Annotated in this window: 15 protein-coding genes; all 15 read right to left on the reverse strand. The window is 63.3% G+C overall.

The annotated features are described in order from the left end of the window. Nucleotides 1-20: 20 nt before the first annotated feature. On the reverse strand, nt 21-758 hold the full coding sequence (locus tag DM813_RS23455; RefSeq protein WP_128325783.1) for an aspartate/glutamate racemase family protein: 738 nt from the start codon (nt 756-758) through the stop codon (nt 21-23). 18 nt (nt 759-776) lie between these two features. Further along, entirely contained in the window at nt 777-2,099 is a 1,323-nt protein-coding gene (locus tag DM813_RS23460) for a M20 family metallopeptidase (RefSeq protein WP_128325784.1), read from the reverse strand. A gap of 10 nt (nt 2,100-2,109) precedes the next feature. Continuing rightward, nucleotides 2,110-3,138 carry a ring-hydroxylating dioxygenase ferredoxin reductase family protein gene (locus DM813_RS23465; protein ID WP_128325785.1) on the reverse strand — a complete coding sequence of 343 codons (1,029 nt, stop codon included), beginning with the start codon at nt 3,136-3,138 and terminating at the stop codon, nt 2,110-2,112. 142 nt (nt 3,139-3,280) lie between these two features. Next, the gene (locus DM813_RS23470; protein ID WP_128325786.1) at nt 3,281-4,687 is read right to left on the reverse strand and encodes an amidase; all 1,407 of its coding nucleotides are present in this window, start codon (nt 4,685-4,687) and stop codon (nt 3,281-3,283) included. After that, nucleotides 4,684-5,547 carry an alpha/beta fold hydrolase gene (locus DM813_RS23475; RefSeq protein ID WP_128325787.1) on the reverse strand — a complete coding sequence of 288 codons (864 nt, stop codon included), beginning with the start codon at nt 5,545-5,547 and terminating at the stop codon, nt 4,684-4,686. Before DM813_RS23475 ends, DM813_RS23470 begins: the two co-directional genes overlap by 4 nt. A gap of 57 nt (nt 5,548-5,604) precedes the next feature. Next, the gene (locus tag DM813_RS23480) at nt 5,605-6,942 is read right to left on the reverse strand and encodes a Rieske 2Fe-2S domain-containing protein (protein WP_128325788.1); all 1,338 of its coding nucleotides are present in this window, start codon (nt 6,940-6,942) and stop codon (nt 5,605-5,607) included. A gap of 152 nt (nt 6,943-7,094) precedes the next feature. After that, nucleotides 7,095-8,093 carry an AraC family transcriptional regulator gene (locus tag DM813_RS23485; protein ID WP_128325789.1) on the reverse strand — a complete coding sequence of 333 codons (999 nt, stop codon included), beginning with the start codon at nt 8,091-8,093 and terminating at the stop codon, nt 7,095-7,097. Between the two features lie 456 nt (nt 8,094-8,549). Then, the gene (locus DM813_RS23490) at nt 8,550-9,089 is read right to left on the reverse strand and encodes a cupin domain-containing protein (RefSeq protein WP_128325790.1); all 540 of its coding nucleotides are present in this window, start codon (nt 9,087-9,089) and stop codon (nt 8,550-8,552) included. A 54-nt stretch (nt 9,090-9,143) separates the two neighbouring features. Then, nucleotides 9,144-10,244 carry an alcohol dehydrogenase catalytic domain-containing protein gene (locus tag DM813_RS23495; RefSeq protein WP_347233031.1) on the reverse strand — a complete coding sequence of 367 codons (1,101 nt, stop codon included), beginning with the start codon at nt 10,242-10,244 and terminating at the stop codon, nt 9,144-9,146. A 137-nt stretch (nt 10,245-10,381) separates the two neighbouring features. Continuing rightward, nucleotides 10,382-11,650: a DUF1329 domain-containing protein gene (locus tag DM813_RS23500; protein ID WP_128325791.1), complete on the reverse strand. Its 1,269-nt coding sequence runs from the start codon at nt 11,648-11,650 to the stop codon at nt 10,382-10,384. An 18-nt stretch (nt 11,651-11,668) separates the two neighbouring features. Then, the gene (locus DM813_RS23505; protein ID WP_128325792.1) at nt 11,669-13,270 is read right to left on the reverse strand and encodes a DUF1302 family protein; all 1,602 of its coding nucleotides are present in this window, start codon (nt 13,268-13,270) and stop codon (nt 11,669-11,671) included. A 60-nt stretch (nt 13,271-13,330) separates the two neighbouring features. Beyond that, nucleotides 13,331-15,706, reverse strand: coding sequence for an efflux RND transporter permease subunit (locus DM813_RS23510; protein ID WP_128325793.1), 2,376 nt, complete (start codon nt 15,704-15,706; stop codon nt 13,331-13,333). Between the two features lie 34 nt (nt 15,707-15,740). Then, on the reverse strand, nt 15,741-16,712 hold the full coding sequence (locus tag DM813_RS23515) for a YCF48-related protein (RefSeq protein WP_241653230.1): 972 nt from the start codon (nt 16,710-16,712) through the stop codon (nt 15,741-15,743). Nucleotides 16,713-17,016: 304 nt separating this feature from the next. Then, nucleotides 17,017-18,033: a 4-hydroxy-2-oxovalerate aldolase gene (dmpG, locus tag DM813_RS23520; protein WP_128325795.1), complete on the reverse strand. Its 1,017-nt coding sequence runs from the start codon at nt 18,031-18,033 to the stop codon at nt 17,017-17,019. An 11-nt stretch (nt 18,034-18,044) separates the two neighbouring features. Continuing rightward, the coding region (locus DM813_RS23525) for an acetaldehyde dehydrogenase (acetylating) (RefSeq protein WP_128325796.1) at nt 18,045-18,668 on the reverse strand (624 nt) is incomplete at its 5' end.

An 18,668-nucleotide genomic window follows, 5' to 3' on the forward strand; every position in this document is an offset into this window, starting at 1 on the left:
CAGGCACTCCTGGCGCCGCTTCAATGGGTGAAGGCCGCGTCTTTGTTCTGTTCCGGGTTTGGGTAGGCGGCCTTGCTGTGGCTCAGGCCCAGGTCGAGGAGCAGTTCGCACTGTTTGTAGGCGATCACCCCAGGGTTGAGCACCGGCACCGGCAAGTGCTCGGCCAGGTAGGCGTGAGCCTGGTGCATGGTGGTCGAGCCGAGGACGATGACGTCGGCACCGTCCTCCTCGATGGCCAGCCTGGCGGCCGCCAGCAGCTTGCCGAACACCACCTCCTCCTTGCCTTGCAGCAAGGCTTCGGTGTCGGGGCGCACATCAATCGAGCGGATTGAAGCCAGGCGCGCTTCCAGGCCGTATTCCCTGAGGGTCTTGCGGTACAGCGGGTACCAGCGCGACCACATGGTCAGCACGCTGAAGCGCTGGCCGAGCATGCAGGCGGTATGAAACGCGGCAAGGCCCGGCGCCAGCACCGGAATCGACAGGCGCGAGCGCAAGGCCGCCAGGCCCGAGTCGCTGACGGTGTTGATGCACACCGCGTCGAAGCCCTCCTCCTCGGCGCGTATGCCGGCCTCGATCACGGCCATTTCCATCAGCGCCATGTCGTAGTAGCTGTCGGCCAGGGTCATCACCTGGCCGGCGCCGACAAAGCTCACCTCGATGTCCGGGCGCTGCAGCGCAAGCGGCAGTTGCGATTGCACCAGCGCACGCGTGGCATCGCTCATTGGCACCGGGAAAATCATCTTGATACGTTTGCTCATCGCCGGGCTCCGCAGGCCTTACAGGCCCAGTTCGCTGCGTGGACGGGTCAGGGTGTCGATCAGTGCGTAGAGGATCTTCTCGGCGCACGGCATCAGGTCGGGGATGTAGGTCGCGCCCATGCCCCCCAGGCCTTCGGCCACCGGCAGCGGCGCACCGGTGGCCGGCCACGGCCAGCCGATACGCGCGGTCGGTACGCCATAGCGGCGCAGGGCGGCGCCATCGGTCTGGCCGGCGAGCATGTCGGGCACACCATGCGGGCGCTGCTCGATGAACTCCCAGCCACGCTTGCACGACTGCACGATCCAGTTCTCCGGGTCTGTGGTACCGCCGGGCACCGAGCCGTACTGTTCCCAGTCCAAGTCCAGTGCAGGGAACCGCGCCCTGAGGTCCTGGACGAAGTCGGCGAATTGCGCCTTGACGCTGGCCGGGCTGACGCGCGGGTTGACCCGCACATCAAGGAAGATTTCGGTCACCGCACTGGGGAACGCCGGGCGTTCGACATCGCCGCTGCGCACCCCGGCAATCCAGCCGTGGGGCTGTATCACCCCACTGGTGTTGCGGTCGGTGTATTGCACGATCCACGCCTGCAGCTCCTGGATCGCGGTGGCCGCCGGCACCACTGAACTGCGAAAGCCCGGGGTGTCGTGCGGCACACCGGCATAGCCGAGGGTGCCTTTGACCTTGAGCTTGAACCAGGCCATGCCCGGCTCTTCGTGATACACCCAGTTCCACGGTTTCATGATGATCGCGAAGTCCGGGTACATGCCGCGGTTGAGCATGTGGATCACGCCATTGGACATGCCCGAGTGACGCGCGCTGATGTCCACCGGCATGCCGCCATCGGCCATGCCCAGCAACAGGTCGCCCGTGAGCGGGATATCGGCTTCGATCAGCGCCGTGGCCACCTCGGTGAGGGTGGCCAGCATGCCTTTGGGGTTGGACGAGCCCAGGCCGAACACCCAGTCGTCGATCTGCTGGGCAAAAGGCTGCAGGTCGGCCTGCTGGCCGTCACCGGTCAGTACCTCTTCGCCCGGCGTGCGGTCCAGGTGAGTGTCGATCGGTGCATACAGCAATACCGTGGCGCCGCCACCACTACCGCGGCGTTCGCCCAGGGCATTGCCGCTGATGTCGTTCATCGGGTAGTAGCGCGCTGTCATGCCGATGGACTGCAGGTGGCGGGCCATAAATTCGCTGGCCTGGCGGGTCGCACCGGTCGGGCTGTGGATATTGGTCAGGTCAAACAGCAGCTGTTGCAGGCGTTGCGGATTGAGACGGGCGCGGGCCTGCTCATACCACTGGCTCTGCTCGGCGGTGAACGCAAGGGGCGTGGTCGGTTTCATGGGCAAGTCCTCAGTGGCTGGCAACGAATTGTTCGGCAAAGATGTTCTGCGCTTTGACCCCCAGCTCGATCAGCCGCTGGGTGGCGGCATCGATCATCGGCTGCGGACCACACAGGTAGGCGACGGTGTCCGGATTGCTGACATCGCCTTCGCGCAGCGCACTCACCGGGCTGCCCAGGTGCAGCCCTTCGGTGGCTTCGCGGTCGACACAGATGCGTGCCTCCAGGCTCGGCAACCACTGCTGGCGCAGCTCGATGTCTTCCTGCGAGAACAGCGCCTCGGGCACCGCGCAGCCGAAGCTGAGCAGCATCGGTGGCTTGCGCCCGCTGCTTTGGCGCAGGGTGTCGATCATCGACAGGATCGGCGCCAGCCCGGTGCCCCCGGCGACGAAGATGTGCGGCACACGCTTGTGTTCATCACGCAGAAAAAACGCGCCATAGGGGCCGCTGAGGGTCAGCACGTGATCGGTACCGGCCTCGTTTTCGAGGAAGGTCGACATCGCCCCGCCCGGTAACAGGCGAATCAAAAACTCCATCTTCGGCAGGTTGACCTGGGTGCTGGACGGCGAATAGCTGCGCAACACGCCCAGGCCCGGCACGACGATCTGCATGAACTGGCCGGGGCGGAACTCCAGCCACTCGCCTTCGGCCAGCTCCACGGTCAGCTTCATCACGTTGCTGCCGATCCGTTCAACCGAATCGATAAAGGCATGCACTTCGCGTGCAGCGGTCGAGCCCACTTCGCTGCCATAGGCCATGTCGAAGGTGCAGTCGGAATTGGCTTGCGACACGCACAGCAAGCGCTGCCCGGCATCGAACTCGCTGCCCAGCAGCGACGCGCTGGCACCGGCCTGGGTGACCGCCTCGCCTTGCGTCAGGTTACAGATGCAGCTGGAGCAACCGCCGGACCGGCATTGATAGAGCACGGGCATCTCGGCGGCAATGGCGGCATCGAGGATGTTGCTGCCTGCAGCGACGCTGAATTGATGGGTGACGCCATCGGCGAAGTTCAGGGTGATCTGGTGAAGTTGCTCATTCATGACTGGATTCCATCGATGCTCGAGGCTGACGGGTAGGCAGAGGCGCTATGGCATCGATGTTAGGAACTGGGCGGTGGCTACCGCGCTCCCTTGGGCTACGCGGTTATCCCGAAAGTGCAAGTTCCTGCACGCCGCAGCCTGCTCAGCTGAAGCCTTGCGGACGCAGTTGGTGCCAGTGCGACACGCGCTGCACCGCCATGCCGGCACGGCACAACAGCGCCTCGGCGCCTTTACGGGCGATGAACTGACCACCGATCGGCAGGCCCTCTTCGGTCAGGCCGATCGGCAGGCTCAGGCACGGGTGGCCGCTGACGTTGAACGGCGCGGTGAACTGGATCAGGCGGCGGTTGGCTTCCGGATCCTGGGCCAGGTCGGCGAGCTGTTCGTAGGTCGGCGCGGCGTAGGGCTGCACCGGCGCCAGCACCAGGTCGAGCTGATGCAGCAAGGCGTCGGCTTCGCCGCTAAAGCGCTGTGCGGCCAGCAGAATGCGCTGGTAGTCCATGCCGCTCAGGGCCCGGCCCGCGTCTATCAGTCGACTGAGGGCCGGGCCGTAGGCGTTGGCATGCAAGGGATAGGTGTCGGCATGCGCCACGGCGGTCTGCACACCGCAATGGGCCTCCCAGTTACTGCTCACCGCCTGGGTATCGGGCATGCGAATGCTCACCAGCAACCCGCCGCCGTCACGGATCATCAGCATGACCTGCTGCAGTGCCTGCTGGATCACCGGGTCGACGCCGTCACTGAGCCAGCGCTCATCGATGCCAACGCGCAAGCCACGGAAAGTGTCATCGATCCCTGGTACTTCCAGGCACACCGTGGGCTGCGAGGTGGGGTCGAGCGGGTCATGACCGGCAATGGTCGACAACAGGAACAAGGCATCCCGTGCGCTGCGGGTGATCGGCCCGATGTGGTCGAGGCTTGCGGCCATTTCGAAGGCGCCATGCCGGCTGACCCGGCCCCAGGTCGGCTTCAGGCCCGTGAGGCCGTTGGCGGCACAGGGAAAGCGGATCGAGCCGCCGGTGTCGCTGCCCAGCGAGGCGTAGCACAGGCCGGCAGCCGTGGCCACGCCGCAGCCGCTGGACGAGGCGCCGCTCCAGTGGTTGCTGCCCCAGGGGTTCAGTGGCACGGCGATGTCGGGGTGATGGATGGCGAAGGCACCTTCGGTCATCTGCAGTTTGCCGAGCATCACCACACCGGCTTCGCGCAGGCGTGCGACTACCGTGGCGTCCTGCGTCGGAACACGCTGTGCGTGCAACGGCATGCCGGCAGCGGTGACCACCCCGGCAGTGTCGAACAGGTCCTTGAAGGCCAGCGGGATGCCGTGCAACGGGCTGCGGCAGATACCGTCGGCCAGCTCCTGCTCGGCGACATGGGCCTGCTCCAGGGCCAGCTCGGCGGTCACCCGGGCGTAGCTGTGCAGTTCGCCGTCCAGCGCATCGATGCGATCGAGCTGGGCTTCGGTGACCTCCACCGGCGACAGCTTGCGGCTGCGGATCAGCAGCGACAGTTCGTGCATCTCGAGGTAGTGCAAATCGCTGGGAAGGCTCATTGAGCGGCTCCGATAAAGCCCAGGGCGAGGCGGTTGAAGTCATCCGGGCACTCGCTCTGCAGGTGGTGCGCTGCCTTGCCGAACACATGCAGGTGAGCGTCCGGCAGGCGGTTGAGCATTAGCATCGGTACGTCGATACTGCCGAACCAGTCATGCAGGCCCCAGCACAGCAGGGTCGGCGCCTGCACCTGGTGCAACACCGGCAACAGGTTTTCCCACTCGCCAAAGGCCCCCGGCGTGTCCAGCAGTTTCAGGGTGTCGGGGTGGTTACTGGCCTCAAAGCGCAGACGCAGGTTTTCCTCGTCCAGGCGGCTGTCATCGAGCAATTCATAGCGCTGCAACAGCGTGCGCATTTTGCCGAGGCTCGGCCCGCCGTCGGCCAGGTAGTAATCGCTGAGCAGGTGCGCGGCGTGCTTGCCAAACAGCGGCAGCGGCTGCAAGGCGCCCTGGTCGACCGGCTGCGCGCCGATGGCGATCAGGCGCCCTACCCGCTCGGGATGATCTGCCGCCAGGCGCAGCGCGACACCGCCGCCAAACGACTGGTTGACCAAGTGCGCCCGAGCGATACCCACGGCATCCATGAAACCCAGCAGCTTGCGCGCGTGCCAGCTAAACAGCGGGCCCTCGACCGGCACCCGGTCAGAGCGGCCGAACTGGGCAAAATCCACAAAGAAACACTGGTGCTGCGCAGCAAAGGCTTCGGCGCTCAGGCGGAAGTTGCTCCAGGCGGTACTGCCCGGCCCGCCGCCATGGGTGAAGATCACCGGCAAACGCTCGCTGGCCTGGCCATGCACCTGATAATGCAGGCGCACGCCGTCCACCGAAACGAACTGACTGTCGTTCTCGGATATCTGTGACATAAGGAATTCCCACAAAAAGGAAGGGCTGCGTGTTGTGCAACACGCAGCCCCGAGACATCACTCTTCGCTGATCTGACGCACCTTGTAGCCTGGGCGGTGGCCGTCGGCGGTGTCCTTGAAGATCAGACTGGTGTTCTTCAGCGCACCGGCGACACCACGGCCCGGCTTGGCGATGCCCCGGTTCCAGCGCGAGGCCATCTTGCGCCAGGTGATCGGCGAGACGTCGGTGGCCACCAGTTGCTCTTCATCCCACCCGGTACCGTCGGAGTAGAAGTTCTGCATGGCTTCGCGGGCGTACAGGTCACAGTCGTTGAAGCCGTGCAGGCACAGCGGCTTGTACATGTAGTCGTAGCGGTACTGGAACTTCTTGCGCTCGTCTTCGGTGTTGCACACACGCACGAGGATTTCCCAGTATTCGTGGGTGTCGTCGGTGATCGGTACGTACCATTCGTACTGCACCACATGCTCTTCCGGCCAGTTTTCCACCATCAGTACACCTGGCAGTACGACCGAAGTACGGTAGAAACGACCGTTGAGTCCCTCGACTTTCAGGCCCAGGGTCTGGTTCTCCAGCACCGGTTGCCACTTGTCGGTGAACAGCCACTGCATCAGGCCTTTCGGGCCGTTCTCGTCTTCGATCACGCTGATGCAGTCGTCGCCGTTGGGCAGGATGCCCAGGGGCAGCACCCAGTCCATGGCGTGGACAATGGCGTTGTCCTTGTGCACCAGGATGTGGGCGTTGTCGAAACCGTTTTCGCAGGCGATACGCCAGTTGCCATAACCGGTGCGGTGCATGCCGCGGATCATCGCGTTTTCATCCAGCACGCTGGGCGATGCCGGCCACAGCGGGTGCGGGAAGCGCTCGCTGTTTTCCGGGAAACGGAACGGCAGGTCGTTGGCCAGCGGTGGTACGTCGTCGAGGGGGAAGTCGTCTTCACGCACGAAGACAAAAATCATGCCGTTGACTTCCTGCACCGGGTAGCTGGTGATGCCCGTGGTGCCGACCAGTTTGTCGTCCGGGTTGGCGATGATGGTCACCAGGTCGCCGGTTTCCAGGTCGAAGGTAAAGCCGTGGTACCAGCAGGAGATGGTGCTCTTGTTGAAGCACATCGGTTTCTCGGACAGGCGCACACCGCGGTGCAGGCACTGATCCTTGAGGCAGTAGACCTTGCCGTTGACGCGGCGCAACACCAGCGGCACGCCGCAGATCATCATGCCTTCGACCTGGTCTTCGGCCAGCTCTTCGGAGAACAGCGCCGGGTACCAGTGGTTGATGAAACCCCAGGCGGCGTCCTTGTAGGGCTGGTACTGGCTCTGGGTCTTGGCGTTGTTGGCACGGGCATCGCTGATGCCATGCTTGACCACACGACGCCGTATGATTGGCTGATCGGACATTGGTGTAACCCCCTGGTTGACTGGAATCGCGCCACCCCGTGTGGCGCTAATGCAGTCATCCTAGAAAGCTCTACCCCCGCTGACGCTCCCTACACTGTGGGCCTTATCCCGCGAGCGCAAAAAGATGCGCCCGCGGCACCAAGGTGGCGCGTTCAGCGCGCCAGGGTTTCCGAAGGGCTTTCGCCGAAGCGGCGTTTGTAGTCGGTGGTGAAGTGCCCCAGGTGGCTGAAGCCCCAGCGAAAGGCCACGGCCGTTACCGTGTCGCGCCCGGTGCTCAGGCGCTGCAGCTCTTCATTCACCCGTCGCAGGCGCACTTCTTTGAGGTAGAGCATCGGCGAAGTGTTGCGGTAGCGGCGAAAACCGGTGAACAACGAGCGGCTGCTGACACCGGCATGCTCGGCCATGTCGACGATGGAAATCGGCTCGTGGGCATGATCTTCGATGTAGCGCTCCACGCGCTTGACGAACGATGGCGCCAGCGACGGTCCTTCGGTGCACAGCTCTGCCGAGTAGCTGTTCGGCTGGTTGGTTAACAGCATGTTGACCAGGCCGCTTTCCAGTTGCGCAGCCATCAGCGGCGACAGCTCATCGTCCACCGACAGCGAGTCGTACACCCAACTGACCATGCGCAACCAGCGCGCGCCCGCTGCGGTATCCAGGGGCAGGCCCGACTCGAACTCGATGTTGTTGCGCAAGGTGCGACCGAGCAGTTGCTGGCAATGACGCTCGAGCAGACTGCGGTCGATACGCATGATCAGCTTTTCGGTGTTGGGCGTATGGTTGATCACCGTCGGCGTGTGGGCGTTGATCACCGTGCCCAGGCGCGGGTTGCACAGCACATGCTGCTTGCCCAGCTGAATCTGTTCTTCGCCATAAATCGGCATCTGGATCAGGGCGAAAGTATCGAGCACCCCCGGCTTGATGGTTACCGCCCCGCCGTAACTCATGCGGCCAATGCCGATGCTGCCGACACGCCGGTAGTAGATGCGGGTGTTGACCGAGCCCTTGCTGTCGACAACGCACAGGCGGTTTTCACAAAAAATCTTTTCGCCCCACTGGCGGGCTTCTTCAAGGTCGTCGGTGCGGCAAATCTCATAACGCGACAATACGGCTTCAGGTGGTGTTACTGGACGGAAACTTAGCTGTTCCATGTACAACCCTCTACAGCCTGGCAAGGCATCCAGGCCGCGCTATCACATGTTTTTATTAGGCCCGCAGTGCTTGCCGCGGGTCATTGTTGTTATCACGAGGGGTGTCCGGGCCTGTGTTTCAACGCGTGCACGCAAGCGTTGGGGTTCAACAAAGGCCGGAGGTAAACCGCCGCGTTCGATCGTGCGAACGTCCCTGTTGGCGTTGAGTGACCAGGTAACGGATCACTTGGCTTTCAGATGCTCCTGAACTCCGTTGGCTCCTTTACAAACAAGCATTTAGCGTGCCTGAACGATCAGCCGATACAGCGAATCAAGACGAGCGGTTAGCGGTTTGGGCTTTCTTCACCCACGGCGCTGCAGACGCCGGAAAATAACGGCGTCGCAAGGGGCATATACGCCTGAAAAGCGACTCGCGTGGCCTGCCCTGGCACCGCGGGTCGCCTTTTCAGATGACGATCAGCGCCGCTGGGCGTCGACCATCACGAACATCACCCGCGCCGGGGTGTTTCCAGTGTTACGCCACGCATGCCGTGTTCCCATTTGCACCACCACATCCCCCGCTGTGCACACACATGACTCACCTTCGTCCAGCAACAGGGTCAGCTCGCCTTCGAGCAGCACCCCGTAATCGATGGTGTCGGTGCGATGAAAGCCGGGGGCATCGGCTTCAAACTGCTGTGCCAGGCCCGGCAGGCGCGCCATCATTTCTTCGGCGGCGGCCTGCAGTTGCGCGTCACTGGGCACCACCTCGGAGGCTGGTGGGAAGGTCACCAGCATTGCGCAGGTTCCGCCGCTGCCCGGCAGTACCGAGGTCACCGTGGCGACCGTTTCGGCCTGGCTGCCGCCCACCTGCGCATCGGCCTCGGTCTTCCACAACAGCGCGGCACTGAACCCCGGGCTGTGTTCAAAGGGCTCGTTACCGGGTAGCGGGCCCTGGCTGATGACCCGCGCACGCCCCCGGGCGTCGTGGCCTGTCACTACACGCTTGGCTTGCATACTGATCTCCTTGCGCCGTGGCGACGCCAGCCGCTGGCTGGCGCCGACATGGGTCTAGCGGTGGAGGATGTGGAAGTTGGTGAAGCCGTTGCCTTGCGCCTGGATGTCGTCCAGCGCTTCGTTCAACTGCTCCAGCGCATAGGCGCGGGCCTCAAGGTGCGACAGGTCGAGAATGCCCGACTCGACCATGCTGGCCATCTCTTCACCTTCGCGGGTGGAGAACCACAGCGAGCCGATGTACTGCAACTGGGCGCACATGAACGGGTGCGGATCGATCGGGATCGGTCCGGCCACGCCACCGATCTGCACAATGCGCCCGCCGCGGGTCACCGCTTGCATGGCATCGACCGACAGCTCGGTCGGCGCCTTGGCGCCCAGGGTGTCGAGCATGACGTCGACGCCACCAGGCAACAGCGTGCGGACCTGCTGGTGAATGCTCTGTTCGCCAATCGGCACGGCAATCACCCGCTTCGGGTCGATCGCCTGTAGACGCTCCAGCGCCTGACGGTCACGGGCGGCCACGATCACGCGCGAGGCGCCGAAAGCTAGCGCCAGCAATGCTGCGCCCACACCCAGGGTGCCGCTGGCGCCCAGAATCAGCACGCTTTGCGAAGGGCGCAGTGCCGATTTGCGAATGGCTGCGTAGGCAGTGCCCAGGTAACCGAAGCGGGTGGCCTGGGCGAAGCTCAGGCAATCGGGTAGGCGCACCAGGTTGTTACCGTGCGCGGTCATGTACTCACCGTAACCGGCGTACGGGTAGCGTTTGAACACCTGCTGGGAGCCGGCACCAAAGCCGAAGTAGCCCATGAAAGTGTAGGCCTGGCAGCGCGGTGCATCACCTTCGCGGCAATGACCGCACTCGCCGCACCCGATACCCGGGTTCACATACACCCGGTCACCCGGTGCGAACGCGGTCACCGCAGAACCGACCGCCGCCACCGTTCCGGCGGTGTCCAGGCCGAAAATCGCCGGCAGTTGCGGCAACGGCAGAAAGGGGTACCACTCGGGAAAGTGCGTGGTGACGTTCTTCAGGTTGGGGATGATGCCGCTGGCCGCTACCTTGACCAGGACGTCATGGGGGCCGGGGGTGGGCACGGGAATCTGATCGACGACGAACCGTCCGCCGATTTCGTGAAGACGTGCAGCTTGCATCATGGACACAGGACACTCCTTGGGTCGCGACGGCAGGCGCAGGGCCTGGCGACCCGTCTATTTTTGCTGGGAGAACGCACCCGGAGCGGGTGCGTGGGGAAAACGGCGGACCATCCCTGGTCCGGGTGCGCCGTGAGCGCTTAGCGGCCGGCCGCCTGCAGTGCCTGCAGGGAAAAGTCGGTGGACTTGGCGTCAAAGTTGGTACGCCAGGTACTGGTGTCGATCAGCGAGATGGTGGCGTGGTTGCGCTGGAAGTCGATCACCGAACCGACCGTGGTGCGGATGTCGCCATCGGCTGCGTTGGCATAGGAATGGAATTCCATGAACTTCCAGAACTCGCCTTTGCGGTTGTACGCCTCGCCGTAGTAGATGCGCGGGTACTTGGTGTCGATGTACAGGACCTTTTTGCTGTACGGGTGAATCGACGGCGTAATGGCCTCGACCACATAGACTTCGCGCACTTCATAGTTGTTGCCGACGATGTTCCAGTACGGCGGTTTGTCTTCCATCACCGGGTAGCGTTCGGCGAAGGTCTTGCCCGCCTTGTTCCAGATGGCGTCGCCGGTTTTACTGGCGCTGACCGCAAGAATGTTGCGCTTGCCCAGCAGCTTGTACTCCGGGTACCAGCATGGACGGGCGTTGAACACTTCGAGGTCGTCCTGCAGCTGGTCGGAGGAACCCACCGGGTCCATCCACGCACCACCGGACAACTGCCGTACGCGGCGCACTGCCGGAATGTAGGCCCAGACGCTGTTCACTTTCGCCGAGTCGTACATCACCGTGTAGGTACCCAGGCCTTTCATGTCCGAGGGGGCCTTGAAGTACAGCAGCTGGCGGCCACGCTCGCTGCCATCGCCTTCGACCGTGTTGCCACCGGTCAGGCGGCCTTTCATCGAGTAGCGGGTGAACTCGGCCACAGGCTCGGCGTGCACGCCCTTCTTGCCGTCGACCAGCAACTGGGTGTAGCCCGGTACCTGCGAGATGTCGCCGACCAGCTGGCCAAGGTGCCAGTTCCACATGATCTTCTCGGCGGCTTGCGGGTCTTTCTCGTCGATCTGCGGGAACGGCTCGCCGGCGCCCCAGCCATCCACCCGGCATTCTGCCTTGTTGATCGAGGTCTTGCCGGCGTTGGCGGCAGAAGCCTTGACCCAGCGCGGGTCGAGCGGAACGGCTTTGGAAGCTGCCAAGGGCATCTGCATGCCGCTGTTGCGAATGCGCCATTCCAGCTTCTCGGTGAGCAGGCTGGCGATGGTGTGGCCTTCGAAGGTCTGGGTTTTCAGCTGGTCGATGTTGCTGGCACTGATCACGGTGCCGGGCGGTACTTCAGCGGCATTGACGACAGCCATCGCACTGGCGGCGATCAGGCCCGCCAGCAGTGGCGAACGTAGTGCAGGACGAAAACGGATCATGGTGGTGTCTCCGATGGGTCAGAACAGGTAGGTCAGGCTGGTGTACAGCTGATCGCGGTTGTGGAAGTAGCCGAACAGCGTGGTGTTCTCGCAGGTGGCCAGGTTGCCCGGCTGGCATTTGTCACTGTCGTGAAATTCGTCATCCCAGAAGGCGTCGTACTCGACTTTCCAGCGCAGCTTGCTCGACAGCTCGAAGGTCACCGACGGCACGGCAAAACCGCCGCCGTTGCTCAGGTCGCCGCCCACCACCAGTTGCGGACGAATGCGCCCGTTGGCGTAGCTGGCGTCAAAGATCGCGGTGCCCATCACCGAGTGTTCCTTGACCTTGCCGCCCCAGCCCACGCTGTACAGCAGGCGGTCGTCCTCGTCGAAGTTCTGCACCCACTTGTCGAACAGCTGCACCGAGAAGAACATCGGCTTTTCCGTGCCGAGCAGGCTCTGGGTGAACGCCAGGTTCTTGTCCATGCGCAGCATCAGCGCGACCACGTCCTTCTTGGTGTAGCCATCGAAGCCCGGGGCCACGAACTGGCTGATCAGCGTCGGCGTCGAAGCTTCGAACTGGTATGGCGCGTCCTTGATGTAGGCCACCTCGGTGCTGAACACCGCATCGGCCCAGTCGGAATAGCGGCTGGCGGTCATGCCGAAGACATCGACGATCGGGTAGATGACCTCGCCCGCCAGGCCTTTGGTGTGTTCACTGCCGGTGGTTTCGGCGCCGCTGGGCACATCGGGCAGGCCGAACAGCGCGAGGTTGTCGGAGGCGTTGAGGATCGGTGCGTTGTAGTAGGTCTTCAGGTACGACAACGAGTAGTTGGTGTCGCCCCACAGGCCGTTCCAGCGGATACCGCCGGTCACGTCGTGGCGGCTGCCGTCTTCGTGGTTGAAGTTGTACGGGTCGACGTTGCGAAAATCGACGCCGGCATACGGCTGGCTCGACCAGCGACCACCGTAGATGTCGATTTCAGTGCCGATGTCGGCGGTGCGGTCCAGGCCCGGGCGCACGAACATCTCGATGCCACCGTCGTATTCCGGTACATCGATGTTGACCTTGGCCATGATGTTGGTTTTACGCAGCTCTTCGTTGGCCGGCTCGAGGAACGAACGCCAGGTGTTGTCAAAGCCATGCACCAGGTCGTTGGCGGCAAAAAAGTCGGTCTCGCCCCAGGCGATCTGCTGCTTGCCAAGGCGGAACCAGGTGCGGTCGCCCACCGGGAAGTCGACATACAGCTCGCGGATATCGGTCTTGTCGTAGAGTTCGGTGATATCGCCACGGCCATCGGCTTCGTGGTAGTTGTTGGCGCCCATCTTTTCCAGGTGATTGAGGAAGTCGGTCTCGACTTCGCGCACACCACGCAGCTTGGCCACTACCGAAAAGCTGTCGGTAGGCTTCCACTGCAGGTTGATCCGCGCCGTGCTGCGCATCATCGACAGCTTGCCGCGGTCGTCGTAGCCGGGCGTGTCTTCCCAGTTCTTCATGTTCCAGGACATTTCCTGGCGCAGGTAACCGTCATAGGTGAAGGTGTCGGCCAGCACCGGTGCACTCATCACCCCCAGTGCAATGGCCAGCCCGAGCCGGTTCAGCGAGGCGTGCGCGTGCTCACCCCGAGTGTGTTTGTTCATGCTGTTCTCCCCAGTAAGTCGCGGCAGCGATTGATCGATTGCTGTTGTTGTTATGTCGTCTCAAGCCAACTGATGTGAGGTGCCGGGCAGCTGTGTCGCCCTGCCCTGCTGCGGCTCGCCAAAGATGAAGCGCGGGCGGAACACGTAGATCAGCGCCGGCATTACAAACAGTGCGCTGAACGCCGAAACCGTCAGCCAGATCGCCATCAGCAAGCCCATTTCGGCCTGGAAGCGCAGCGACGAGGCCCACCACAACAAGGTGGCCAGGATCAGCACGCTGGCGGTCACGATCACACCCATGCCCGCCGAGTGCAGGGCGATGCGTACGGCCTCCTCGGCGCTCTTGCCGATGGCGATTTCTTCCTTGATGCGGTCGGCGATGTAGAAGGCGTAATCCACCCCCAGGCCAATCCCCAGCGCGGCCACCGGCACGGTGTTGATGTTCATGCCGATGCCCTGCCAGGTCATGAAGGCGAAGGTCATCATGTTGGAGATGATCACCGGCACCATGAACACCATGCCCGCGATCGAGGAGCGGTACACCGCCGTGCAGATCAGCGCCAGCACCAGCAATGCCAGGGCAATCGCCTCGATCTGGCTGGCCAGGATGATCTCGTTGACCGCCGCCATCACCCCGATCAGGCCGCCGGCCAGGTGCCATTCGCCCTGGGCCAAGGGGTGCTGGGCGATGAATTCCTTGATGCGTGCCACGGCAGTACGAATGGTTTCGCCCTGGCGGTCGCGGAACATCAGGGTGACCGCGCCGTTGGCGTACTGGTCATCGGCAAAGCGCGACATGTCGCCGGGCTCTGACACCGAATCGAGCATGGCCGCCAGGCTGCCGTTGATGGCGCTGGTATCGCCCAGTTCCAGGTAGCGCGGGTTGCCTTCACGCAGGCTGAGGTTGATTTGCGGCAGCACGTCGGCCAGCGACACCGAGCCGCCCACCTGCGGCTGGGCTTCGATAAAGCGCTGGAAGCTGTTCATCGCCTGCAGGGCTTCGTTGCTTTTGATCAAGCCGGTGTTGCCGTCTTCACCGAGGACCACGAACATGCGGTCGACACCTTCGAAACGGGCATTGATCGCTGCCGAGTCGACGTTGTAATCGGCGCGTGGCCAGAGGATCGGCGAGCCCGGGTTGGCATCGCCGATCTTCAGGTTGAGCGAGAACAGCCCGGCGCACACCACCGCTACAAAGCTCACGCCCAGCACCACATAGCGCGCACGGGACAGGCACACGCGGGTGGCGAGGTCGAGCACCTTGCTCAGCAGCGGAATGCAGTTGATCGGGTGCACCATGCCATGCGGCTTGCGGATGAATGACAGCATCACCGGGGTCAGGATCACCGCGCTGATGGTCAGCGTCAGCACCCACACGCACGCCAGCACCGTGAGTTTCTGCAGCATCGGGATCGGGCTAAGCGCCACCACGGCCATGCACGCGGCGTCGGCAATCACCCCGAGCATGCCCGGGCGAAACAGGTCCGACAGGGCCACCCGCGCAGCGATCCTGGCGGTATCGGCATTGGCCGGCAGCAGCTCCAGTTCATCGTCGAAGCGATTGACGATCTGCACCGAGTGCGACACGGCGCGCGAGGTGATCAGCATTGCCACCACAATTACCAGCGGCTCGAAACTGATGTTGAGCAAATGACAGATGCCCAGCGCCCAGGAGGCACTTACCGCCCCGGCCAGCAGTGGCAACAGCACCCCGCGCCAGGTGCGCAGCAGCACGAACAGCATCACCAGGGTGACCAGCAGCGCCGCACCGACCAACTGGAAGGTTTCCGGCAGGTAGTGCCCTACCCAGCCATACAGGATCGGGTCGCCGACCACGCGGATGTGCACCTGGCCGTCATCGACGCGGTTGATCAGGCTGCGGATCTCCTGGAAGACCTTGCTGTAATCGACCTGGTCGTCGATGAAGTCGACGGTAATCAACGTGGCTTGCAGGTCTTTGGAAACATATGGGCCATACACCAGCGGGTTGCGCAGCACGGCCTGCTTGAGCTCGGCCATGGCTTCTGCGCTTTGCGGCAGGTCGGGCCACATCAGCGGCAGGCTGACGATGCCGGCGGTGGATGCGCGCACCTCTTTGAGTTTCTTGGAGGCCAGCGAGGTGATCTGGTACGGGTTGACCGCTGATACCTCACGCAAACCGAGGGTCACCTCGCGGACTTTTTCCAGTACCTGGGTCTGGAATATGTCGCCCTGGTCCACCTCGAACATGATGGTGACCATGTTCGAGCCACCGAAAGTGTCCTTGAATTTTTCGTGGGTCTTCACGTACTCGTGACGGGACGGCAGCATGTCTTCGAAGACAGTGCGCACCTCGATGTGCAGGGCAAACCAGCCCAGCACCAACGTCAGCATCAGCAGGCAGCCGGCCACCCAGGCGCGGCGGCGAATGCAGAATTCAGCTATTCGTTCGATCATGAAAGTGTCTCGCTCGGGTTAAGCAACAGGAGGTTCAAGGCTGCAACCGGGACCAGCGCCGGCCATCCCATTGGCCGAGATCAGCCCCGGCCAGCCAGAGGCCGCCGTCCACCGGCAAGGCGCGCACGTGCCAGGACAGATCGCGCTCATCGAGAATGCCGCGGTGCCAGTCGCTGCCATCGCCGCTGGCCCAGCGCCCCAGGGCGCCGGTGACAAACCAGTGCTGTTGCGCGGGCAACCAGGCCACGTCGAACAGGTGCTCGTGCAGGCCCACGTCCACCACCTGCCAGGTCAAACCGCCGTCGCGGGTTTGCAGCACCGCACCTTCCAGGCCCACGGCGACGCCGTTCTGCGCGTCACGAAAATTCAGTGCCATCAGCGAGGCATCCACCCCGGCGCTGACCTCTTGCCAGTCCTGGCCATTGACGTTGCCGAGCATTACCCGCCCGAACTCCCCGACCAGCACCAGGTGGCCACCGTCGAGAATTGCCACGTCGTTCCAGGCCACGTCTTCCTCCTCGCGCAGGCGTTGCCAGCTTTGTGCGAAGTCGTGGCTGATCAGCAGTGCGCCCATTTCACCGGTGGCGATGGCCAGGCCACCGGCCGCCACGCGCACGCGGTTGAGCTTGTTGGCAACGGCTGAGCGCGGCACGTCCTGGACCTGCGTCCAGCTTTTGCCGCTGTCGGTGCTGCGCAGGATCACCCCGTCGTTGCCCACGGCCACCAGGTGGCTGGCATCCCAGGCGGCAATGTCCTGCAAAGTGTTGCGGGTCGGGGTTGGCAGGCGGCTGACGGTGCCATCGGTGCCGATCAGCAGCACCTTGCCGTAGCTGCCGCTGGCCAGCAGCTCGCCGCCGGGCAAGCGCGCCAGGCCGTAGAACTGGTCGCGGTTCTCCAGGGCTGCAGGTTCGATGGTGCTGCCCACCGGTTGGGGGCGAATGAACAGGCCTGCCCACAACAGCGAGGCGATGATCACCCACGGCAAGACCGCCATGGTGAGTTTCATGAGCCGCGCACCGGGCCGCAGGGCTGATGCCTTGGGAAGGCTGAGATCGCTAGTAACGAGGTTCGACATGAGACGGGTCCGCATGTTAATCGCCACTGGAAGTCTGATGGCGAAGGCACAGTCACATTAGGTCTCGGCGTTCTCAGGGACTATCCGCGTACTGCTCGCCTTATCCCCCCAGTGCAAGTTAATGACGGCGGTCAATGGTTGGCTGCCGACGCTGAACCGGGCCTGCTGCGCAGGCCCTTCTCGGAGCCACAAAAAAAAAGCGCCGTGACAAGCACGGCGCAGAAGTGGAGTCGAATCAGTTTCGTTGTTGCAGTAAATCGAGCGCGACGTCGACGATCATGTCTTCCTGGCCGCCAACCATCCGCCGCCTGCCCAGCTCGACGAGGATATCGAGCGTCTTCAGCCCGTACTTAGCCGCAGCGACCTCAGCATGGCGCAGGAAGCTCGAATACACCCCGGCGTACCCCAGGGCCAGGGTTTCGCGGTCGACTCGCACCGGGCGGTCCTGCAGCGGCCGCACCAGATCATCAGCAGCATCCATCAGCCGGTACAGGTCCGTCCCGTGGTTCCAGCCCATGCGCTCGGCGGCGGCAATGAACACCTCCAGCGGCGCGTTACCGGCACCGGCACCCATGCCGGCGAGACTCGCATCGATGCGGTCACACCCCTCCTCCACCGCGGCGATGGAGTTGGCCACACCGAGCGACAGGTTGTGATGCGCGTGCATGCCGGTTTCGGTTTCCGGCTTGAGCAGCGTTTTAAAAGCACGCATGCGGTCACGGATATCCTGCATGTTCATCGCGCCACCAGAGTCAGCCATGTAGATGCACTGGGCGCCATAGCTTTCCATCAACTTGCCCTGCGCGGCCAACTGCTCGGCCGGGATCATGTGGCTCATCATCAAGAAGCCGACAGTATCCATGCCCAGCTCGCGGGCGTACTCGATGTGCTGCTTCGACACGTCGGCTTCGGTGCAGTGCGTGGCCACGCGCACCGAACGTGCACCGGCCTGATAGGCCTGCTTGAGGTCGTGAACCGTGCCGATACCGGGGATCAGCAACACGGTGATCCGCGCATGCTCGATCACATCGGCTGCAGCCTCGATCCATTCAAGGTCGCTATGTGCGCCAAAGCCATAGTTGAAGCTTGAACCCTGCAAGCCATCGCCGTGCGTGACCTCGATGGCGTCGACCCGGGCCTGGTCCAGCGCGCGGGCGATGTCCTGCACGTTCTGCAGCGAGTACTGGTGGCGAATGGCATGGCTGCCGTCACGCAAGGTGACGTCGGAAATGTAGATTTTCTTACCGTTCATGGGCGGGTTCCTCAGCCGTTGAGCATCGACAGTGCCATGCGCTCGGCCGTGGCCAAGGCAGCGGAGGTCATGATGTCGAGGTTGCCGGCGTAGGCAGGCAGGTAATGGGCGGCGCCTTCGACCTCAAGGAACACCGAGGTCTTCAGGCCCGAGAAGCGACCGTGGCCGGGAATGTTCAGCGGCGCATCCTCGGGGATCACGTCGAACTGCACCTTTTGCTTGAGACGGTAGCCCGGCACGTAGGCCTGCACGGCGGCGGCCATTTCCTCGATGGAGGCTTCGATCTGCGCCTGATCGGCGGCTTCAGACAATACAAACACCGTGTCGCGCATGATCAGCGGCGGCTCGGCCGGGTTCATGATGATGATCGCCTTGCCCTTCGCAGCCCCACCAATCACTTCGATGGCCTTGCTGGTGGTTTCGGTGAACTCGTCAATGTTGGCGCGGGTGCCGGGTCCGGCGGATTTCGACGCGATCGAGGCAATGATCTCGGCGTAATGCACCTTGGCCACGCGCGATACCGCGGCGACCATGGGGATGGTCGCCTGGCCGCCGCAAGTGACCATGTTGACGTTGAGCTGGCCGAGGTTCTGCTCCAGGTTGACCACCGGCACGCAGTACGGGCCGATGGCTGC

It is taken from the genome of Pseudomonas alkylphenolica, from assembly GCF_004025535.1.
Taxonomy (GTDB): domain Bacteria; phylum Pseudomonadota; class Gammaproteobacteria; order Pseudomonadales; family Pseudomonadaceae; genus Aquipseudomonas; species Aquipseudomonas alkylphenolica_A.